General features: G+C 70.0%; 12 protein-coding genes and 1 pseudogene. 6 read left to right on the top strand and 7 right to left on the bottom strand.

All coding sequences use genetic code 11. The features are described from left to right. Positions 1-50: 50 nt before the first annotated feature. From ACFY32_RS25860 to ngcE, 3 genes are all read right to left on the bottom strand, one after another. A complete protein-coding gene (locus tag ACFY32_RS25860; RefSeq protein WP_359202478.1) occupies positions 51-944 on the bottom strand; it encodes a carbohydrate ABC transporter permease in 894 nt (297 codons plus the stop codon). A 2-nt stretch (positions 945-946) separates the two neighbouring features. Further along, positions 947-1,873, bottom strand: a complete 927-nt coding sequence (locus tag ACFY32_RS25855) for a sugar ABC transporter permease (RefSeq protein ID WP_359202476.1) — start codon at positions 1,871-1,873, stop codon at positions 947-949. 85 nt (positions 1,874-1,958) lie between these two features. After that, positions 1,959-3,413 (bottom strand): N-acetylglucosamine/diacetylchitobiose ABC transporter substrate-binding protein, encoded by a 1,455-nt coding sequence (gene ngcE, locus ACFY32_RS25850; protein ID WP_359202474.1) that lies wholly within the window; start codon positions 3,411-3,413, stop codon positions 1,959-1,961. Between the two features lie 384 nt (positions 3,414-3,797). Between ngcE and ACFY32_RS25845 the strand changes: the two genes are divergently transcribed. Further along, positions 3,798-7,601 carry a GH92 family glycosyl hydrolase gene (locus ACFY32_RS25845; RefSeq protein ID WP_390675385.1) on the top strand — a complete coding sequence of 1,268 codons (3,804 nt, stop codon included), beginning with the start codon at positions 3,798-3,800 and terminating at the stop codon, positions 7,599-7,601. Between the two features lie 74 nt (positions 7,602-7,675). Here the strand turns inward: ACFY32_RS25845 and ACFY32_RS25840 are convergent, their stop codons facing one another. The 4 genes from ACFY32_RS25840 to ACFY32_RS25825 form a co-directional block, all read right to left on the bottom strand. Further along, positions 7,676-10,504, bottom strand: a complete 2,829-nt coding sequence (locus tag ACFY32_RS25840; RefSeq protein WP_390675384.1) for an aconitate hydratase — start codon at positions 10,502-10,504, stop codon at positions 7,676-7,678. Positions 10,505-10,660: 156 nt separating this feature from the next. Continuing rightward, complete coding sequence (locus ACFY32_RS25835) at positions 10,661-11,131, bottom strand: helix-turn-helix transcriptional regulator (protein WP_359202468.1); 471 nt, start codon at positions 11,129-11,131, stop codon at positions 10,661-10,663. 143 nt (positions 11,132-11,274) lie between these two features. Continuing rightward, complete coding sequence (locus tag ACFY32_RS25830; protein WP_359202466.1) at positions 11,275-13,680, bottom strand: excinuclease ABC subunit UvrA; 2,406 nt, start codon at positions 13,678-13,680, stop codon at positions 11,275-11,277. A gap of 154 nt (positions 13,681-13,834) precedes the next feature. Beyond that, positions 13,835-14,242: a VOC family protein gene (locus ACFY32_RS25825; protein ID WP_359202464.1), complete on the bottom strand. Its 408-nt coding sequence runs from the start codon at positions 14,240-14,242 to the stop codon at positions 13,835-13,837. Between the two features lie 133 nt (positions 14,243-14,375). On the opposite strand from ACFY32_RS25825, the gene ACFY32_RS25820 reads away from it, so the two are divergent. From ACFY32_RS25820 to ACFY32_RS25800, 5 genes and pseudogenes are all read left to right on the top strand, one after another. Continuing rightward, on the top strand, positions 14,376-14,573 hold the full coding sequence (locus ACFY32_RS25820; RefSeq protein WP_359202461.1) for a DUF4236 domain-containing protein: 198 nt from the start codon (positions 14,376-14,378) through the stop codon (positions 14,571-14,573). Positions 14,574-14,637: 64 nt separating this feature from the next. Then, positions 14,638-16,167, top strand: coding sequence for a UDP-N-acetylglucosamine 1-carboxyvinyltransferase (locus ACFY32_RS25815; RefSeq protein WP_359202459.1), 1,530 nt, complete (start codon positions 14,638-14,640; stop codon positions 16,165-16,167). 103 nt (positions 16,168-16,270) lie between these two features. Beyond that, a complete protein-coding gene (locus tag ACFY32_RS25810; RefSeq protein WP_390675383.1) occupies positions 16,271-17,101 on the top strand; it encodes a PaaX family transcriptional regulator C-terminal domain-containing protein in 831 nt (276 codons plus the stop codon). A 158-nt stretch (positions 17,102-17,259) separates the two neighbouring features. Beyond that, a complete protein-coding gene (gene cysC / locus ACFY32_RS25805; RefSeq protein WP_359202455.1) occupies positions 17,260-17,811 on the top strand; it encodes an adenylyl-sulfate kinase in 552 nt (183 codons plus the stop codon). An 11-nt stretch (positions 17,812-17,822) separates the two neighbouring features. Continuing rightward, a pseudogene (locus ACFY32_RS25800) lies at positions 17,823-17,923 on the top strand (sulfate adenylyltransferase small subunit); the annotation flags it as partial.

The raw sequence follows: 17,923 nt of genomic DNA, 5'->3' as shown, positions 1-17,923 counted from the left end.
ATGCCGCCCCCGAAGTTCCGGGAGCGGCATACCGGGCCGGCGTCAAGGGGTTACTTCAGGGCACCCGCCGTCAGGCCCTGCACCACCTGCCGCTGGAAGATCACGTACGCCGCCAGCACCGGCAGCATCGCCATCACCAGGCCCGCGAAGAGACCGGACCAGTCCCCCTTGTAGCCCTGGCTGACGGCGAGCTGCACCAGGCCCTGGGTGAGGACGCGCTTGTCAGGGTCGGTGTTCAGCACCGTCGGCAGCATGTACTGGTTCCACTGCCCCAGGAAGTTGAAGATGCCCACGCTGATCAGGCCGGGCTTGGCCATCGGCAGCATGATCTGGAAGAACGTCCGGGTGTGCGAGGCCCCGTCCACGAACGCCGCCTCCGCGATCGAGGTCGGCAGTGTCCGGAAGAAGGCGGTCAGGAAGAACACCGTGAAGGGCAGCGAGTAGGCGATGTAGACCAGGATCAGCCCGTGGATGGTGTTCAGCAGCCCCATGTTGTTCACCACGTAGAACAGCGGGACCAGCGCCAGCATGATCGGGAAGCTCATGCCCCCGACGAACAGGTAGTAGACGAAGCGGTTGCCCGGGAAGTCGAAGCGGGCCAGCACGTACGCCGCCATCGAGCCGAGCACCAGCGTGCCGATCAGCGAACCCCCGACCACCAGCACGGTGTTGAGGAAGTAGTCGCTCATGTTGGCCTCGGTCCAGGCCCGCGACCAGTTGTCGAAGTGCAGCCTGTCCGGCAGCGACCAGGGCGAGCGGAAGATCGAGGCGTCGTCCTTGAAGGACGTCATCACCGCCCACACCAGCGGCAGCACCACCATGACCGCCCACAGGACGAGCACGCCGTGCGAGAACACGTTGAGGGTCGCGCCCTCCTTCTTCGGCCGCGCGGGGGCGGGCCGCTCCTTCACGGGAGCCGGGGCGGGAGCGTCGGTCGTCTTCATCCTCAGTACTCCAGCCGCTCGCGCCGGCCCAGCCTCATCACCAGCGCCGCGAAGGCGAGCGTGACGACGAGCAGGGCGACGCCGATGGTCGTGGCATAGGCGGCCTGGCCGTCACGGAACGCCTTCTGGTACACGTACAGGACCATGACGGTGGTCGAGTAGTCGGGTCCGCCGGGCCCGGTCGTCATGATCTGCACGACCGCGAAGGACTCGGCGCCGAGCGCCAGGATGCCCATGTAGACCCAGCCGGACTGCACGGTGTCCCACAGCAGCGGCAGGGTGACCCGGAAGAAGGTGGTCGCGCGGCCCGCCCCGTCCAGCAGCGCGGCCTCGTACAGGTCCGCCGGGATGGAGGCCATGCCGGCGGAGAACAGGACCACGAAGAAGCCGACCGTGGACCACACCAGCACCGCCATCACGCACCACAGCGCCAGCCCCGGGTCGCCCAGCCACAGCGGCTGCACCCCGTCCAGCCCGATCCCGCGCAGCAGGGAGTTGATCGCCCCGCTGTCCGGGTTGTACGCGAACTGGAACAGCAGGGCCACGATGGCGATGGAAAGCACCTGCGGGAAGAAGTAGACGATCTTGTAGAAGGCGGAGCCGCGGACCCCGGTGATCACCGGGCCGCCCCGGCGGTGCCGTCCGCCCACATTGATCATGAAGGACAGGAACAGCGCCAGGCCGAGCGTCACCAGGGGCACCAGCAGCGCGAACAGCACGCTGTGCCACAGCGACTTCCAGAAGATGTCGTCGTCGAGCATCCGTGAGTAGTTGTCGAGGCCGACCATCTTGAAGTCGGGGCTCAGACCGGTCCAGTCCGTGAACGAGTAGTAGATGGACTGGACGAACGGCCAGACGACGAAGAGCGCGTACACCCCCAGCGGCAGCGCCAGGAACCCCACGATGAACCGGTACTTGCCGTGCTGCATTGCTACCGACCCCGATCTGCGCGCGGTCCGCGCCGCCGGGGCCCGGCCGGCGCGGGCACGCCGGCCGGGCCCCGGTGACACTTCCTCACTGGTGCTTGTAGTGCTTGATCGACGAGTCCTTGGCGGCCTCGTCGGCATAGCCCTGGATCTTCTTGACGGCCTCGGCCGGGGTGAGCCGGCCGGCCATCATCTCGCCCAGGCCGCCGACACCGATCTGCTCCTTCTGGAGCTTGACGTACCAGTCCTGGATGCGCGGGTTCACCACGTTGTCGCCGGCCAGTTCCAGGGCGGCGACGCCGGACTTCAGGCCGGGGGTCAGTTCGATGCCGTCGGTGCCGCCGTCGAACGCGGTCAGCGACTTCACCTTGGCGGTGAAGTTCTTCGAGGACGCCTCGCTCAGCATGATGCGCAACTGCTCCATGCCGCCGGTGCCGTTCTTCGCCTTGGCCGGGACCACGAAGGGCTCGCCGCCGGAGGCCCAGATGGTGCCGAACGGCAGCTTGTCGGAGGAGTCCAGGCCGGTCGGCGCGGAGACGGCGAGGTCGAAGTCGGCGGGGATGACCTTCGCCGACTCGTTCTCCACCCAGGAGCCGTTGGGCAGGAACAGGGCGTCGCCCTTGGCCCACGCGGTCTGCGACTGGATGTGGTCCAGGCCGGGGGTGCCCTTGAGGACGTACCCCTTGCGGTACAGCTCGTAGTACGCCTCGAAGCACGCCTTGACCGCCGGGTGCTTCCAGGCGTTCGGCTCCAGGTTGTCGATGGCGTCCAGCACCTCGGTGCCGCCGACCTTCGCGATCATCGGGTAGAGCGAGAAGGGGATGTAGTACGGGTACTTGCCGGCGTACGTCCAGCCCGCCATGCCCTTCTTCTTGGCCTTGGCGCAGACCGCGATCATCTCGTCCCAGGTCTTCGGGTACTCGGCGTCGAGCGAGTCCAGCGCCTTCTGCGAGTACCAGACGCCGTACACGGTGTAGGCGTAGTACAGGACCCAGACCTGGTCGCCGTCGAACTGGCCCATCTCCACGATGCCGGGGCGCAGGGTGTCGCGGACCTTCTTGTCCGGGTCGTCGTAGGAGGGCGCGTCGAGCAGCGGGGTGAGGTCGGCGAGCTGGTTCTTGCCGACGAGGACGCCCATGTCCATCTGCTCGGCGCCGGAGTTGTCGATGAGGTCGGGCGGGGTGCCCTGGTTGAAGCGGGGCTGGAGGGTGGACTGGATCTTCTGGGTGGCGGAGAACTTCACCTTCGCCTTGGCGAAGTTCTTCTCGTAGATCTTCACCGCGTCCTCGGCGTACTCCTTGCCGAAACCGCCGTCGAAGAGGACGAATTCCATCTGGGCGCTGTTGTTGACGCCCAGGGGATTCTTGGCGGTCTTCTCGCCCGCCTCCGCTTTGTCCTGGTCGTCACCGCCGCCGCCGCTCGCGCAGGCGGACAGGAAACCCATCGTGGGGACGGAGATCAGACCGAGCGCGGCCGACCTCTTGATCAGGTCGCGGCGGCCGACGCCGGTGCGGCCGTGGTGCTCGGCGGACGTGGTTCCCATGGCTCAAGTCCTCGCCTTCTCCAGGACTCAGGCGGTGAACCGGATCATCCGTCCCGGCACCGCAGATCGGGTCGAGCTGGTTCGTGCAGGAAGTGCGGGTCGTGCCTGGGGACTCGGTTACTGCGGATCTCCCCGGTGGCCGACAGGTATAGTCCACTTTCCGTCAGGGGAGCAAGATCGAACGCAAGGTTGGCCATGGGTCTTTTCCGAGTTGAGACCTGACGGACATATGAGTGGCGGGTGTGCCGTCGGCCGGAAAAATTGCTGACATAACCCCCGGGCACCGTTGTCAACACCTTGACACCGCTCGCCACTTGGCCCACTACTGGACCTTGCGCACAGGAATTGACAACGTTGTCCAGCGCGCAGGGAGGGTCCTCGGGAATGCAGCGCAGAACTCGGCACAGATGGGTTCCGGCGGTCGTGGTGACGACCGCCTTCGCACTGGCGGTCGGCTCGCAGGGCGCGGCGGTCGCCCTGCCAGGGACGCCCGCCGCTCCGGCCAAGGAGTTCACGTCCTCCTTCGAGGCGGACGATCCGGCTCCGGACTGGCTCAATACCGTCGACACCGCGCCGGGCGGCGGCAAGCGCGCCTCCGGCGTCGACGGCGGCTACCGCACCGGCATCCCCGGCAACGTCTCCGACCATGTCGAGGAGGTCCGGGCGAGCGGCGAGAACGCGGGCGGCGGCGAGGTCAAGGAGAACCTCGTCGACACCGAGCCCGGCACCAAGTGGCTGACCTTCGCCCCCACCGGCTGGGTCGAGTTCGAGCTGGACGCGCCGGCCGAGGTGACCCGGTACGCGCTCACCTCCGCCAACGACCACGCCGAACGCGACCCGGTGGACTGGACGTTGCGGGGCTCGGCGGACGGCGAGACCTGGACGGCCGTGGACACCCGCACCGGGGAGTCCTTCGCCGAACGGTTCGAGACGAAGACGTACGACCTCGCCGAGAAGGCCGAATTCCGGCACTTCAGGCTGGAGTTCACGAAGAACAACGGGGCGGGCGACGCCCTCCAGCTCGCCGACGTGCAGTTCTCCACCGGCGGCGACGGCACCGCCGTCCCCGAGGACATGCTCTCCCTCGTCGACAAGGGTCCCACCGGCTCCCCGACGGCCAAGGCGGGCGCCGGGTTCACCGGCAAGCGGGCGCTGCGCTACGCGGGCCGGCACACCGCCGACGGGCGGGCCTACTCGTACAACAAGGTGTTCGACGTCGATGTGCGGGTCGACCGCCGGACCGAACTCTCCTACAAGATCTTTCCGTCGATGGCCGACGGCGACCTCGACTACGACGCCACCAACGTCTCCGTCGACCTCGCCTTCACCGACGGCACCTACCTCAGTGACCTCGGGGCGACCGACGGTCACGGCTTCCCGCTGACGCCGCGCGGGCAGGGCGCGTCCAAGGTGCTGTACGTCAACCAGTGGAACGCCGTCGAGTCGGGCATCGGCTCGGTCGCGGCCGGAAAGACGGTCGACCGGGTCCTGGTCGCCTACGACTCCCCGAAGGGCCCGGCGAAGTTCCGGGGCTGGCTGGACGACGTGTCGATCACGCGGGCCGAGCCGGAGCGGCCCGCGGCCCACCTCTCCGACTACGCGCTGACCACCCGCGGCACCAACTCCAGCGGCGGTTTCTCGCGCGGCAACAACTTCCCCGCGACGGCCGTCCCGCACGGCTTCAACTTCTGGACGCCGGTGACCGACGCGGGTTCGCTGAGCTGGCTGTACGACTACGCCCGCGGCAACAACGCGGACAACCTGCCGACGATCCAGGCGTTCAGCGCCAGCCACGAGCCGAGTCCCTGGATGGGTGACCGGCAGACCTTCCAGGTGATGCCGTCGGCCGCGTCCGGCACCCCCCGGACCGACCGGGAGGCCCGTGAGCTGCCGTTCCGGCACGAGAACGAGACCGCGCGGCCGTACTACTACGGGGTCACCTTCGAGAACGGCCTGACGGCCGAGATGGCGCCGACCGACCACGCCGCGATGCTCCGCTTCACCTACCCCGGCGACGATGCCAACGTGGTCTTCGACAACGTCACCGACCAGGCGGGCCTGACCCTGGACCAGGAGAACGGCACGTTCACCGGCTACTCGGACGTGAAGTCCGGCCTGTCGACCGGCGCGACCCGGCTCTTCGTCTACGGCGAGTTCGACAAGAAGGTCACCGGCGGCGACTCCAGCGGCGTCAAGGGCCACCTCCGCTTCGACGCGGGCGACGACCGCACGGTGACGCTGAGACTGGCGACCTCGCTGATCGGCGTCGACCAGGCGAAGGACAACCTGCGCCAGGAGATCGGGGCGGGCGCCTCCTTCGAGAAGGTGAAGCGGGACGCGCAGCGGCAGTGGGACCGCATCCTCGGCAAGGTCGAGGTCGAGGGCGCCACCCGGGACCAACTGACCACGCTGTACTCCAGCCTGTACCGGCTGTACCTGTACCCGAACGCGGGCCACGAGAAGGTCGACGGCGTCCACAAGTACGCCTCGCCGTTCCAGAAGATGCCCCAGCCGGACACCGCGACGCACACCGGCGCGAAGATCGTGGACGGCAAGGTGTACGTCAACAACGGCTTCTGGGACACCTACCGGACGACCTGGCCCGCGTACTCCTTCCTCACCCCGGCGCAGGCCGGTGAGCTGGTCGACGGGTTCGTGCAGCACTACAAGGACGGCGGTTGGACCTCGCGCTGGTCCTCCCCCGGCTACGCGGACCTGATGACCGGCACCTCCAGCGACGTGGCCTTCGCCGACGCCTACGTCAAGGGCGTCGACTTCGACGCGGAGGCGGCGTACGACGCGGCGGTGAAGAACGCCACGGTGGTGCCGCCGTCCTCGGGAGTGGGCCGCAAGGGCATGGCCACCTCGCCGTTCCTCGGCTACACCTCCACCGAGACGCACGAGGGCCTGTCCTGGGCGCTGGAGGGCTACCTCAACGACTACGGCATCGCGAAGATGGGCGAGAAGCTCTACCGGGAGACCGGGGAGAAGCGGTACCGGGAGGAGTCCGCGTACTTCCTCGACCGCGCCCAGGACTACGTCAAGATGTTCGACGCGAAGGCGGGCTTCTTCCAGGGCAGGGACGCGTCCGGCAAGTGGCGGGTGGACTCGGAGAAGTACGACCCGCGGGTGTGGGGCTACGACTACACCGAGACCAACGGCTGGGGCTACGCCTTCACCGCCCCGCAGGACAGCCGGGGCCTGGCCAACCTCTACGGCGGGCGCTCCGGCCTCGCCGACAAGCTCGACGAGTACCTCGCCACCCCGGAGACGGCCGCCGCCGAGTTCGTCGGCTCCTACGGCGGCGTCATCCACGAGATGACCGAGGCGCGGGACGTCCGGATGGGCATGTACGGGCACTCCAACCAGGTCGCCCACCACGCCCTCTACATGTACGACGCGGCCGGGCAGCCGTACAAGACGCAGCGCAACGTGCGTGAGGTGCTCTCCCGGCTCTACACCGGCAGCGAGATCGGGCAGGGCTACCACGGCGACGAGGACAACGGCGAGCAGTCGGCCTGGTTCCTCTTCTCCGCGCTGGGCTTCTACCCGCTGGTGATGGGCAGCGGCGAGTACGCCATCGGCTCCCCGCTGTTCACCGAGGCGACCGTCCATCTGGAGAACGGGCGGGAACTGGTCGTCAAGGCGCCGAAGAACTCCGCGCGGAACGTGTACGTGCAGGGGCTGAAGGTCAACGGCCGCTCGTGGAACTCCACTTCGCTCCCCCACTCGCTGATCGCCCGGGGCGGGGTCCTGGAGTTCGACATGGGCTCGCGGCCCTCCGCGTGGGGCACCGGCGAGAACGCCGCGCCGGTCTCCATCACCCGCGACGACGAGGTGCCGGCGCCGCGCGAGGACGCCCTGGCCGGCGACGGAGCCCTCTTCGACGACACCTCGGCGACGGAGGCGGCCGTGACCTCGGTGGACCTGCCGGTGGCCGACCGGACGAAGGCGGCGCAGTACACGCTGACCTCGCCGGCGGACCGCGCCGGGTCCCCGACGTCCTGGAAACTCCAGGGCTCGGCGGACGGCACCACCTGGCGCACCCTCGACGAACGGTCCGGTGAATCCTTCGCCTGGGACCGGCAGACCCGGGCGTTCTCGGTCCGGACGCCGGGCACCTACGCGAAGTACCGGCTGGTCCTCGACGGCGAGCACACGCTCGCGGAGGTGCAACTGCTGGCCTGACGGACACGGGAGAGGGCCGCACCCCCGTCGCCGGGGATGCGGCCCTCAGGTCCGCGTCCGTGCCGCCGTGCCGCTTACTTGCGGATCAGGCTGCGCAGGACGTACTGCATGATGCCGCCGTTGCGGTAGTAGTCCGCCTCGCCGGGGGTGTCGATGCGGACGACCGCGTCGAACTCGACGCCGGTGTCGGTGGTGACCTTCACCGTGCGCGGGGTGGTGCCCTCGTTCAGCTCGGTGACGCCGGTGATGGAGAAGGTCTCCTCGCCGGTCAGGCCGAGGGAGGCGGCGGACCCGCCCTCCGGGAACTGGAGCGGGAGGACGCCCATGCCGATCAGGTTGGAGCGGTGGATGCGCTCGTAGGACTCGGCGATGACGGCCTTGACGCCGAGGAGCGCGGTGCCCTTGGCGGCCCAGTCGCGGGACGAGCCGGAGCCGTACTCCTTGCCGGCCAGGACGACCAGCGGGATGCCGGCGGCCTGGTAGTTCTGCGAGGCGTCGTAGATGAAGGAGACGGGCGCACCTCCTTCACCTTCGGCGGCCCGGGTGAAGTCGCGGGTGTAGCCGCCCTCGGTGCCCGGCGCGATCTGGTTGCGCAGGCGGATGTTGGCGAACGTGCCGCGGATCATGACCTCGTGGTTGCCGCGGCGCGAGCCGTAGCTGTTGAAGTCGCGGCGCTCGACGCCGTGCTCCGTGAGGTACTTGCCGGCCGGGGTGTCGGCCTTGATGGCGCCGGCCGGGGAGATGTGGTCGGTGGTGACCGAGTCGCCCAGCTTGGCCAGGACGCGGGCGCCCGCGATGTCGGAGACCGGGGTGGTCTCCATCGTCATGCCCTCGAAGTACGGGGGCTTGCGGACGTAGGTGGACTCCGCGTCCCACTCGAAGGTGTCGCCGGTCGGGATGGGCAGCGCCTGCCACTGGGCGTCGCCGGCGAAGACGTCGGCGTAGGACTTGGCGAACATGTCCTCGCCGATGGCGCTGGCCACGACCTCGTTGACCTCGGCCTCGGAGGGCCAGATGTCCTTGAGGAAGACCGGGTTGCCGTCCTGGTCGGTGCCCAGGGCGTCGCGGGTGATGTCCACCTTCATGGAACCGGCGATCGCGTAGGCGACGACCAGCGGCGGGGACGCCAGGTAGTTCATCTTGACGTCGGGGTTGATCCGGCCCTCGAAGTTCCGGTTGCCGGACAGGACCGAGGTGACGGCGAGGTCGTGCTCGTTGACGGCCTGGGAGACCTCGTCCGGCAGCGGGCCGGAGTTGCCGATGCAGGTGGTGCAGCCGTAGCCGACGAGGTTGAAGCCGACCTTGTCGAGGTAGGGGGTCAGGCCCGCCTTCTCGAAGTAGTCGGTGACGACCTTGGAGCCCGGGGCGAGGGTGGTCTTGACCCACGGCTTGCGGGTCAGGCCCTTCTCGACCGCCTTCTTCGCCACGAGTGCGGCGGCGACCATGACGTACGGGTTGGAGGTGTTGGTGCAGGAGGTGATGGCCGCGACCGTCACCGCACCGTGGTCCAGCTCGTAGGAGGTGCCGTCGGGGGCGGTGACGCGCACCGGGTTGGACGGGACGCCGGCACCGGTGCCGTCGGCGTGCTGCGGGGCGCCGGCGCCGTTCTCCTGGCTGCCGTAGGCCGGGGCGTCGGAGGCCGGGAAGGACTCGTCGCTCGCCTCGTCGACCGGCGAGGCCGCGGTACCGGACTGCGGCGCGGCGGGGACCTCGACGTAGTTGAGGACGTCCTTGGCGAACTGCCGGGCGGCCTCGGCGAGGACGATGCGGTCCTGCGGGCGCTTCGGGCCGGCGATGGACGGCACGACGGTGGCGAGGTCCAGCTCCAGCTTCTCGGAGAAGTCGGGCTCGGCCGCCGGGTCCAGCCACAGGCCCTGCTCCTTGGCGTACGCCTCCACCAGGGCGACCTGCTGGTCGCTGCGGCCGGTCAGCCGCAGGTAGTTCAGCGTCTCGTCGTCGATCGGGAAGATCGCGGCGGTGGAGCCGAACTCCGGGGACATGTTGCCGATGGTGGCGCGGTTGGCCAGGCTGGTGGCGGCCACGCCCTCGCCGTAGAACTCGACGAACTTGCCGACGACGCCGTGCTCGCGCAGCATCTCGGTGATCGTGAGGACCAGGTCGGTGGCGGTGGTGCCGGGCGGCAGCTCGCCGGTGAGCTTGAAGCCGACGACGCGCGGGATCAGCATGGAGACCGGCTGGCCGAGCATCGCGGCCTCGGCCTCGATGCCGCCGACGCCCCAGCCGAGCACGCCCAGGCCGTTGACCATGGTGGTGTGGGAGTCGGTGCCGACCAGGGTGTCGGGGTACGCCTTGCCGTCGCGGATCATGACGACGCGGGCCAGGTGCTCGATGTTGACCTGGTGGACGATGCCGGTGCCGGGCGGGACGACCTTGAAGTCGTCGAACGCGGTCTGGCCCCAGCGCAGGAACTGGTAGCGCTCCTTGTTGCGGCCGTACTCCAGGTCGACGTTCTGCTTGAAGGCGTCGTTGGTGCCGAACTTGTCGGCGATGACGGAGTGGTCGATGACCAGTTCGGCCGGGGAGAGCGGGTTGACCTTCGCCGGGTCGCCGCCCAGCTCCTTGACCGCCTCACGCATGGTGGCGAGGTCCACGACACAGGGCACGCCGGTGAAGTCCTGCATGATCACGCGGGCGGGCGTGAACTGGATCTCCTGCGACGGCTGGGCCTGGGAGTCCCAGGTGCCGAGGGCGCGGATGTGGTCGGCGGTGATGTTCGCGCCGTCCTCGGTGCGGAGGAGGTTCTCCAGCAGCACCTTCAGGCTGTAGGGAAGGCGCGCGGAGCCCTCGACCTTGTCCAGCCGGAAGATCTCGTACGACTCGTCGCCCACCTGCAGCGTGCTGCGGGCGTCGAAGCTGTTCGCCGACACGACAGTCTCCTTCATTCATGTGCGCGTACCACCGCATCGTGCCGCCACGCCGCCCTGGCCGATCCGCTCAGGTAAGGCTAAGTTAGGCTAGCCTTACCGGGATGGCGGCTGCGGTACGCCTCGGCAGATATCTCGATGTCGAGATAACTCTAGTACATGGGGGCGTCCTGGTCATGCCCCGACCCCGCTCCGCCCCGCCCGGTCCGGGCCGGACGGCCGGGTTTCCCTGGTCCGGACCGGGCGGGTCACCTGCTTGGCCACGCACGACGGAATGCCCTCCGTCGCGTCGGCGGCGAGCCGCCGGTAGGCGCTGGGGGGCATCCCGACCAGTTCGGTGAAGCGGGTGCTGAAGGTGCCGAGCGAGGCGCAGCCCACCTCGAAGCAGACCTCGGTGACGCTGAGGTCGCCGCGGCGCAGCAGCGCCATCGCCCGCTCGATCCGGCGGGTCATGAGATACGCGTACGGCGACTCGCCGTACGCGGCCCGGAAGGCGCGGCTGAGGTGCCCGGCCGACATGTGCTCGCCGCGGGCGAGGGCCTCGACGTCGAGCGGGCGCGCGTACTCCCGGTCGATGCGGTCCTTGACCCGGCGCAGCCGCGCCAGGTCCTTCAGCCGCTGATCCTGGCTGGGTCTGCTCGTCACCCGACCGATCGTACGGCGGCCCGGTGACACCCGCCCGGGATCGCCGGGCGCCCGGCCCGGGACCGTCGGACGGGAGCGCGGCGTGAGGCCGTCGGGCGGGCGCCCGGCGTGGGACCGTCAGGCGGGCGCCCGGCGTGGGGCCGTCAGGCCCCGGGTGCCCCCACGTAGGCCGCCAGGTGTTCGCCGGTCAGGGTGGAGCGGGCGGCGACCAGGTCGGCCGGGGTGCCCTCGAAGACGACCCGGCCGCCGTCGTGGCCGGCGCCGGGGCCCAGGTCGATGATCCAGTCGGCGTGGGCCATGACGGCCTGGTGGTGCTCGATGACGACGACCGACTTGCCGGCGTCCACCAGCCGGTCGAGCAGGCCGAGCAACTGTTCGACGTCGGCGAGGTGGAGGCCCGTGGTCGGCTCGTCGAGGACGTAGATCCCGCCCTTGTCGCCCATGTGCGTGGCGAGTTTCAGCCGCTGCCGCTCGCCGCCGGAGAGGGTGGTGAGCGGCTGGCCGAGGCTGAGGTAGCCGAGCCCGACGTCGGCGAGCCGCTGGAGGACCCGGTGCGCGGCCGGGGTGCGGGCCTCGCCGGCCGCGAAGAACTCCTCCGCCTCGGTCACCGGCATCGCCAGCACCTCGCCGATGTTCCGGCCGCCGAGCCGGTGCTCCAGGACCGACGCCTGGAAGCGGCGGCCCTCGCACTCCTCACACGTGGTGGCGACGCCCGCCATCATCGCCAGGTCGGTGAAGACCACCCCGGCGCCGTTGCAGGCCGGGCAGGCGCCCTCGGAGTTGGGGCTGAACAGGGCGGGCTTGGCGCCGCTCGCCTTGGCGAAGGACTTGCGGATCGGGTCGAGCAGCCCGGTGTAGGTGGCCGGGTTGGAGCGCCGGGAGCCGCGGATCGGGCTCTGGTCGACGAAGACCGCGTTCTCGCCGGCCGGGATCGAGCCGTGCACCAGCGAACTCTTGCCGGAGCCCGCCACGCCGGTGACGACGACCAGGGTGCCGAGCGGGATGTCGACGTCGACGTCGCGCAGGTTGTTCGCCGAGGCGCCGCGGATCTCCAGGGCCCCGGTGGGCTTGCGGACCTCCTCCTTCAGCGCGGCCCGGTCGTCGAGGTGCCGGCCGGTGACGGTGCCGGAGGCGCGCAGACCGGCGACGGTGCCCTCGAAGCAGACGGTGCCGCCGGCCGTGCCCGCGCCGGGGCCGAGGTCGACGACGTGGTCGGCGATGGCGATCGTCTCCGGCTTGTGCTCGACGACGAGGACCGTGTTGCCCTTGTCCCGCAGGCGCAGCAGCAGGTCGTTCATGCGCTGGATGTCGTGCGGGTGCAGCCCGATGGTGGGCTCGTCGAAGACGTACGTGACGTCGGTGAGGGCGGAGCCGAGGTGGCGGATCATCTTCACGCGCTGGGCCTCGCCGCCCGAGAGGGTGCCGGCCGGCCGGTCCAGGGAGAGGTAGCCGAGGCCGATCTCCACGAAGGACTCCAGGGTCTCCCGCAGCGCGGTGAGCAGCGGTACCACGGAGGGTTCGGCGAGGCCGCGGACCCACTCGGCGAGGTCCCGGATCTCCATCGCGCAGGCGTCGGCTATGGAGACGCCCGCGATCTTCGAGGAGCGGACGGCCTCGCTGAGCCGGGTGCCGTCGCAGTCGGGGCAGGTGGTGAAGGTGACCGCCCGCTCCACGAAGGCCCGGATGTGCGGCTGGAGGGCCTCCTTGTCCTTGGCCAGGAAGGACTTCTGGATCTTGGGGATCAGGCCCTCGTAGGTGAGGTTGACGCCGTTGACCTTGACCTTGGTGGGCTCGCCGTACAGGAAGTCCCGCATCTCCTTCTCGGAGAACTCGCGGATCGGCTTGTCCGGGTCGAGGAAGCCGGACTGGGCGTAGACCCCGACCGTCCAGACGCTGTCCGACTTCCAGCCGGGGATGGTGAACGCGCCCTCGGCGATCGACTTGGAGTCGTCGTAGAGCTGGCCGAGGTCGATGTCGGAGACGCTGCCGCGGCCCTCGCAGCGCACGCACATCCCGCCGGTGCGGCTGAACGTCACCTTCTCGGTCTTCGTCTTCTCGGCGCCCCGCTCGACCCGGAAGCCGCCGCTCGCGGAGACCGAGGCGACGTTGAAGGAGTACGCGCCGGGCGGGCCGACGTGCGGCTCGGCGAGCCGGCTGAACAGGATGCGCAGCAGGGCGTTGGTGTCGGTGGCGGTGCCGACCGTGGAGCGGGGGTCGGCACCCATCCGCTGCTGGTCGACGATGATCGCGGTGGTCAGCCCCTCCAGGAGGTCGGCCTCGGGCCGGGCGAGCGTCGGCATGAAGCCCTGCACGAAGGCGCTGTACGTCTCGTTGATCATCCGCTGGGACTCGGCGGCGATGGTGTCGAAGACCAGGGAGCTCTTGCCCGAGCCGGAGACCCCGGTGAAGACCGTCAGCCGCCGTTTGGGGATCTCGACGCTCACGTCCTTCAGGTTGTTCTCCCGCGCCCCGTGCACCCGGATCAGGTCGTGGCTGTCGGCGGCGTGCGGGGCGGTCGGGTGGGTGTCCGGGCGCGGGGCCGTGGTCATCGTCTCTCCATAGTGTCGACGCCGCCGGGCTGCATCGGGGCGGCCATGAGGATACGTGCGGGGCGGGCCGCCGGCCGGGCGTTTCCGCGCATCCGGCGGGCGGGCCCGGCGGGCGGGCCCGGGTCCGCGGGAACGCCTGGCCGGCGGAGGCGGGTCAGGCCAGTTCCTGGATGCGGACCATGTTGCCCGCGGGGTCCCGGAAGGCGCAGTCGCGGACGCCGTACGGCTGCTTCGTCGGCTCCTGGACCACCTCGGCGGTGGCCTGCACCCGCTCGAAGACGCCGTCGAGGTCGTGGGTGGCCAGGACGATGCTCCCGTAGGTGCCCTTGGCCATCATCTCGGTGATGGTGCGGCGCTCGTCCTCGGTGATGCCCGGGTCGGCGGCCGGGGGGTGCAGCACCAGGGAGGTGCCGGGCTGGCCGGGCGGGCCGACGGTGATCCAGCGCATCCCCTGGTACCCGACGTCCTTGCGGACCTCGAAGCCGAGGGTGTCGCGGTAGAACGCCAGGGCGGCCTCGGGGTCGTCCTGCGGGAGGAAGGCGGTGTGAATGGTGATGTCCATGTCCGTCACGCTAATCGCGGCGCCGGGCCCGTGCTTCTCGATTCCTGACCGGTCCGGCCATCACCGCGCCCTTGCGGGGTAACCGAGTTGAGCCGGGGCCGTCCGGCCCGGCCCGACCTGCCAAGGAGGCACGATGCCCCTCACGTTCCGCAAGAGCTTCCGAATCCTGCCCGGAGTGCGGCTGAACATCAACAAGCGTTCCTGGTCGATCACCACCGGCGGCAGCAACGGTCCCCGGCACACCCACAGCAGCACCGGACGCCGTACGACGTCGATGGATCTGCCCGGTCCCTTCGGCTGGCGGCGCACCCGCTCGGCCAAGCGCGGGTGACATCTCGTCACCCGGACGGACCCCCCAAGAGGCGCCATCTCATATCTGAGATAGCCTCGACCTCATGGCAGACGACTACCTCGTACGCATCGGCAAGCTCATCCGTGACGCCCGGCAGCACCGCGGCTGGACGCAGTCACAGCTCGCGGAGGCGCTCGGCACCAGCCAGAGTGCGGTCAACCGCATCGAGCGCGGGAACCAGAACATCAGCCTTGAGATGATCGCCAGGATCGGCGAAGCGCTGGACAGTGAGATCGTCTCTCTGGGCTACGCGGGCCCGATGCATCTGCGGGTGGTCGGCGGCCGGCGCCTGTCCGGTGCCATCGACGTCAAGACGAGCAAGAACGCGTGTGTGGCCCTGCTGTGCGCCTCGCTGCTCAACAAGGGGCGCACGGTACTGCGCCGGGTCGCCCGGATCGAGGAGGTGTACCGCCTCCTGGAGGTGCTCAACTCCATCGGTGTGCGCACCCGTTGGATCAACGACGGCGTGGACCTGGAGATCGTGCCGCCGGCCGAGTTCGACATGGCGGCCATCGACGCCGAGGCCGCGGTGCGCACCCGGTCGATCATCATGTTCCTCGGCCCGCTGCTGCACCGCATGGACCGCTTCAAGCTGCCCTACGCCGGCGGCTGCGACCTGGGCACCCGGACCATCGAACCGCACATGATCGCGCTGCGCCGGTTCGGTCTGGAGGTGGCGGCGACGGAGGGCCAGTACCACGCCGTCGTGGACCGCTCGGTCCGCCCGGACCGCCCGATCGTGCTGACCGAGCGGGGCGACACGGTCACCGAGAACGCGCTGCTGGCCGCCGCCCGGCACGACGGCGTCACCGTCATCCGCAACGCCTCCTCCAACTACATGGTCCAGGACCTGTGCTTCTTCCTGGAGGCGCTCGGCGTCGAGGTCGAGGGCATCGGCACCACCACCCTGACCGTGCACGGCCTGCCGGTCATCGACGTGGACGTGGACTACTCCCCCTCCGAGGACCCGGTCGAGGCGATGAGCCTGCTGGCCGCCGCGGTGGTCACCGAGTCGGAGCTGACGGTACGGCGCGTGCCCATCGAGTTCCTGGAGATCGAGCTGGCGGTCCTGGAGGAGATGGGCCTCGACCACGACCGCACGCCCGAGTACGTCGCCGACAACGGCCGCACCCGCCTGGTGGACCTGACGGTGCGCCCCTCCAAGCTGGAGGCGCCCATCGACAAGATCCACCCGATGCCGTTCCCCGGCCTGAACATCGACAACGTCCCGTTCTTCGCGGCCATCGCCGCCTCCGCGCAGGGCCAGACCCTCATCCACGACTGGGTCTACGACAACCGCGCCATCTACCTGACCGACCTCAACCGCCTCGGCGGGCGCCTGCAGTTGCTGGACCCGCACCGGGTGCTGGTCGAGGGCCCCACCCGCTGGCGCGCCGCCGAGATGATGTGCCCGCCCGCCCTCCGCCCCGCCGTCGTCGTGCTGCTGGCGATGATGGCCGCCGAGGGCACGTCGGTGCTGCGCAACGTCTATGTCATCAACCGGGGTTACGAGGACCTCGCCGAGCGCCTGAACTCGGTGGGGGCGCAGATCGAGACGTTCCGGGACATCTGAGCGACGGCCCCCCGGGGGGTCGCGGACCCCCCGGCCCGCCGGCCCGGCCGCCGCGGCGCCCGCGCGGACCGAGGGTGACCGGCGGCGATGCCGACGACCTAAGATGATCAACGTGTCCGACCAGCATGCTCCACGGTCCCTGATCGTCACGTTCTACGGCGCGTACGGCCGCTTCGCGCCGGGCCCGGTGCCCGTCAAGGAGCTGATCCGGCTGCTGGCCGCGGTGGGCGTGGACGCGCCCTCGGTCCGTTCCTCGGTGTCCCGGCTGAAGCGGCGCGGCCTGCTGCTGCCGGCCCGCACGGAGCGGGGCGCCGCCGGGTACGCGTTGTCGGAGCGGGCCCGGAAGTTGCTGGAGGACGGCGCCCGGCGGGTCCACGCCACGGAGCCGGCCGGGGACGAGGGCTGGGTGCTCGCCGTGTTCTCCGTCCCGGAATCCGAGCGGCAGAAACGTCACATCCTGCGGTCCCGGCTCGCCGCGCTGGGCTTCGGCACCGCCGCGCCGGGCGTCTGGATCGCCCCGGCCCGGCTCTACGAGGAGACCCGGTCCGCGCTCGGGCAACTGGGGCTCGACGGGTACGTGGACTTCTTCCGCGGGGAGCACCTCGGCTTCACCCCGACCGCGCGGGCGGTGGCCCGCTGGTGGGACCTGGCGGCGATCGCGAAGGAGTACGAGGCGTTCCTCGACCGGCACGCACGCGTGCTGCGCGACTGGGAGACGCGCGGGGACGCCGCCGCCGCGCCGGAGGACGCCTACCGGGACTACCTGCTGGCCCTGGACTCCTGGCGGCACCTGCCCTACGTCGACCCGGGGCTGCCCGCGCGACTGCTGCCCGAGGACTGGCCGGGGGCCCGCTCGGCGGCGGTGTTCCGCGCGCTGCACGACAGGCTGCGGGACGCGGGCGCCGTCTTCGCGGGGCTGTCCGGGGACCCGTGAGCGAGGCCGTGCACGGCGGTCCGCCGGCCAGGTGCGGCCGGGCGCATGGGGTATGCACTTAGAAAACCCTCAGGTTCCTCTGTCCCTACTCTCAAGTTTCTTACCTAACGTCCAAAGGGTCGTCAGCGGGGGGAAGTAGAGAGAAGAGGACTTTGCGCATGACCACCACGGCACGGCCGCGCGGAGCCACCGTCTGGCTCACCGGGCTGCCGAGCGCAGGCAAGACGACCATCGCCCGACTGCTCGACCAACGGCTGAGGGCGCGGGGGCGCCGCGTGGAGGTCCTCGACGGCGACGAGATCCGCCGTTTCCTCTCGGCCGGTCTCGGGTTCTCGCGCGAGGACCGCAACACGAATGTGCAGCGCATCGGCCTGGTCTCGGAGGTGCTCGCCCGCAACGGCGTGCTGTCCGTCGTCCCCGTCATCGCCCCGTACGCCGACAGCCGGGAGGCGGTCCGCAAGCGGCACGAGGCGAGCGGGACGCCGTACATCGAGGTGCATGTGGCCACGCCGGTCGAGGTGTGCAGCGAGCGGGACGTCAAGGGGCTGTACGCCCGGCAGGCCGAGGGCCATCTGACCGGGCTCACCGGCGTCGACGATCCGTACGAGCCGCCGGTCGACCCGGCGCTGGTGCTGCCGACGCAGGACCAGACACCCGAGGAGTCGGCCGACGCCGTGTTCGCGGTGCTGGCGGAACGGGGGCTGGTGTGAGCGCCTTCTCCATGTCGCACCTGGACGCGCTGGAGTCGGAGGCGGTGCACATCTTCCGCGAGGTGGCGGGCGAGTTCGAGAAGCCGGTGATCCTCTTCTCCGGCGGCAAGGA

This window comes from Streptomyces sp. NPDC000134 (assembly GCF_042899225.1).
Lineage (GTDB): Bacteria > Actinomycetota > Actinomycetes > Streptomycetales > Streptomycetaceae > Streptomyces.
This window is presented reverse-complemented; position numbering and strand designations above follow the sequence as displayed.

Bases quoted from the DNA above. Each gene is read 5' to 3' on its own strand.
- ACFY32_RS25860 (WP_359202478.1), bottom strand. From the start codon at position 944: ATGAAGACGACCGACGCTCCCGCCCCGGCTCCCGTGAAGGAGCGGCCC.
- ACFY32_RS25840 (WP_390675384.1), bottom strand. From the start codon at position 10,504: ATGAAGGAGACTGTCGTGTCGGCGAACAGCTTCGACGCCCGCAGCACG.
- ACFY32_RS25820 (WP_359202461.1), top strand. From the start codon at position 14,376: ATGCCCCTCACGTTCCGCAAGAGCTTCCGAATCCTGCCCGGAGTGCGG.
- ACFY32_RS25825 (WP_359202464.1), bottom strand. From the start codon at position 14,242: ATGGACATCACCATTCACACCGCCTTCCTCCCGCAGGACGACCCCGAG.
- ngcE (WP_359202474.1), bottom strand. From the start codon at position 3,413: ATGGGAACCACGTCCGCCGAGCACCACGGCCGCACCGGCGTCGGCCGC.
- ACFY32_RS25855 (WP_359202476.1), bottom strand. From the start codon at position 1,873: ATGCAGCACGGCAAGTACCGGTTCATCGTGGGGTTCCTGGCGCTGCCG.
- ACFY32_RS25845 (WP_390675385.1), top strand. From the start codon at position 3,798: ATGCAGCGCAGAACTCGGCACAGATGGGTTCCGGCGGTCGTGGTGACG.
- ACFY32_RS25810 (WP_390675383.1), top strand. From the start codon at position 16,271: ATGATCAACGTGTCCGACCAGCATGCTCCACGGTCCCTGATCGTCACG.
- ACFY32_RS25815 (WP_359202459.1), top strand. From the start codon at position 14,638: ATGGCAGACGACTACCTCGTACGCATCGGCAAGCTCATCCGTGACGCC.
- ACFY32_RS25830 (WP_359202466.1), bottom strand. From the start codon at position 13,680: ATGACCACGGCCCCGCGCCCGGACACCCACCCGACCGCCCCGCACGCC.
- cysC (WP_359202455.1), top strand. From the start codon at position 17,260: ATGACCACCACGGCACGGCCGCGCGGAGCCACCGTCTGGCTCACCGGG.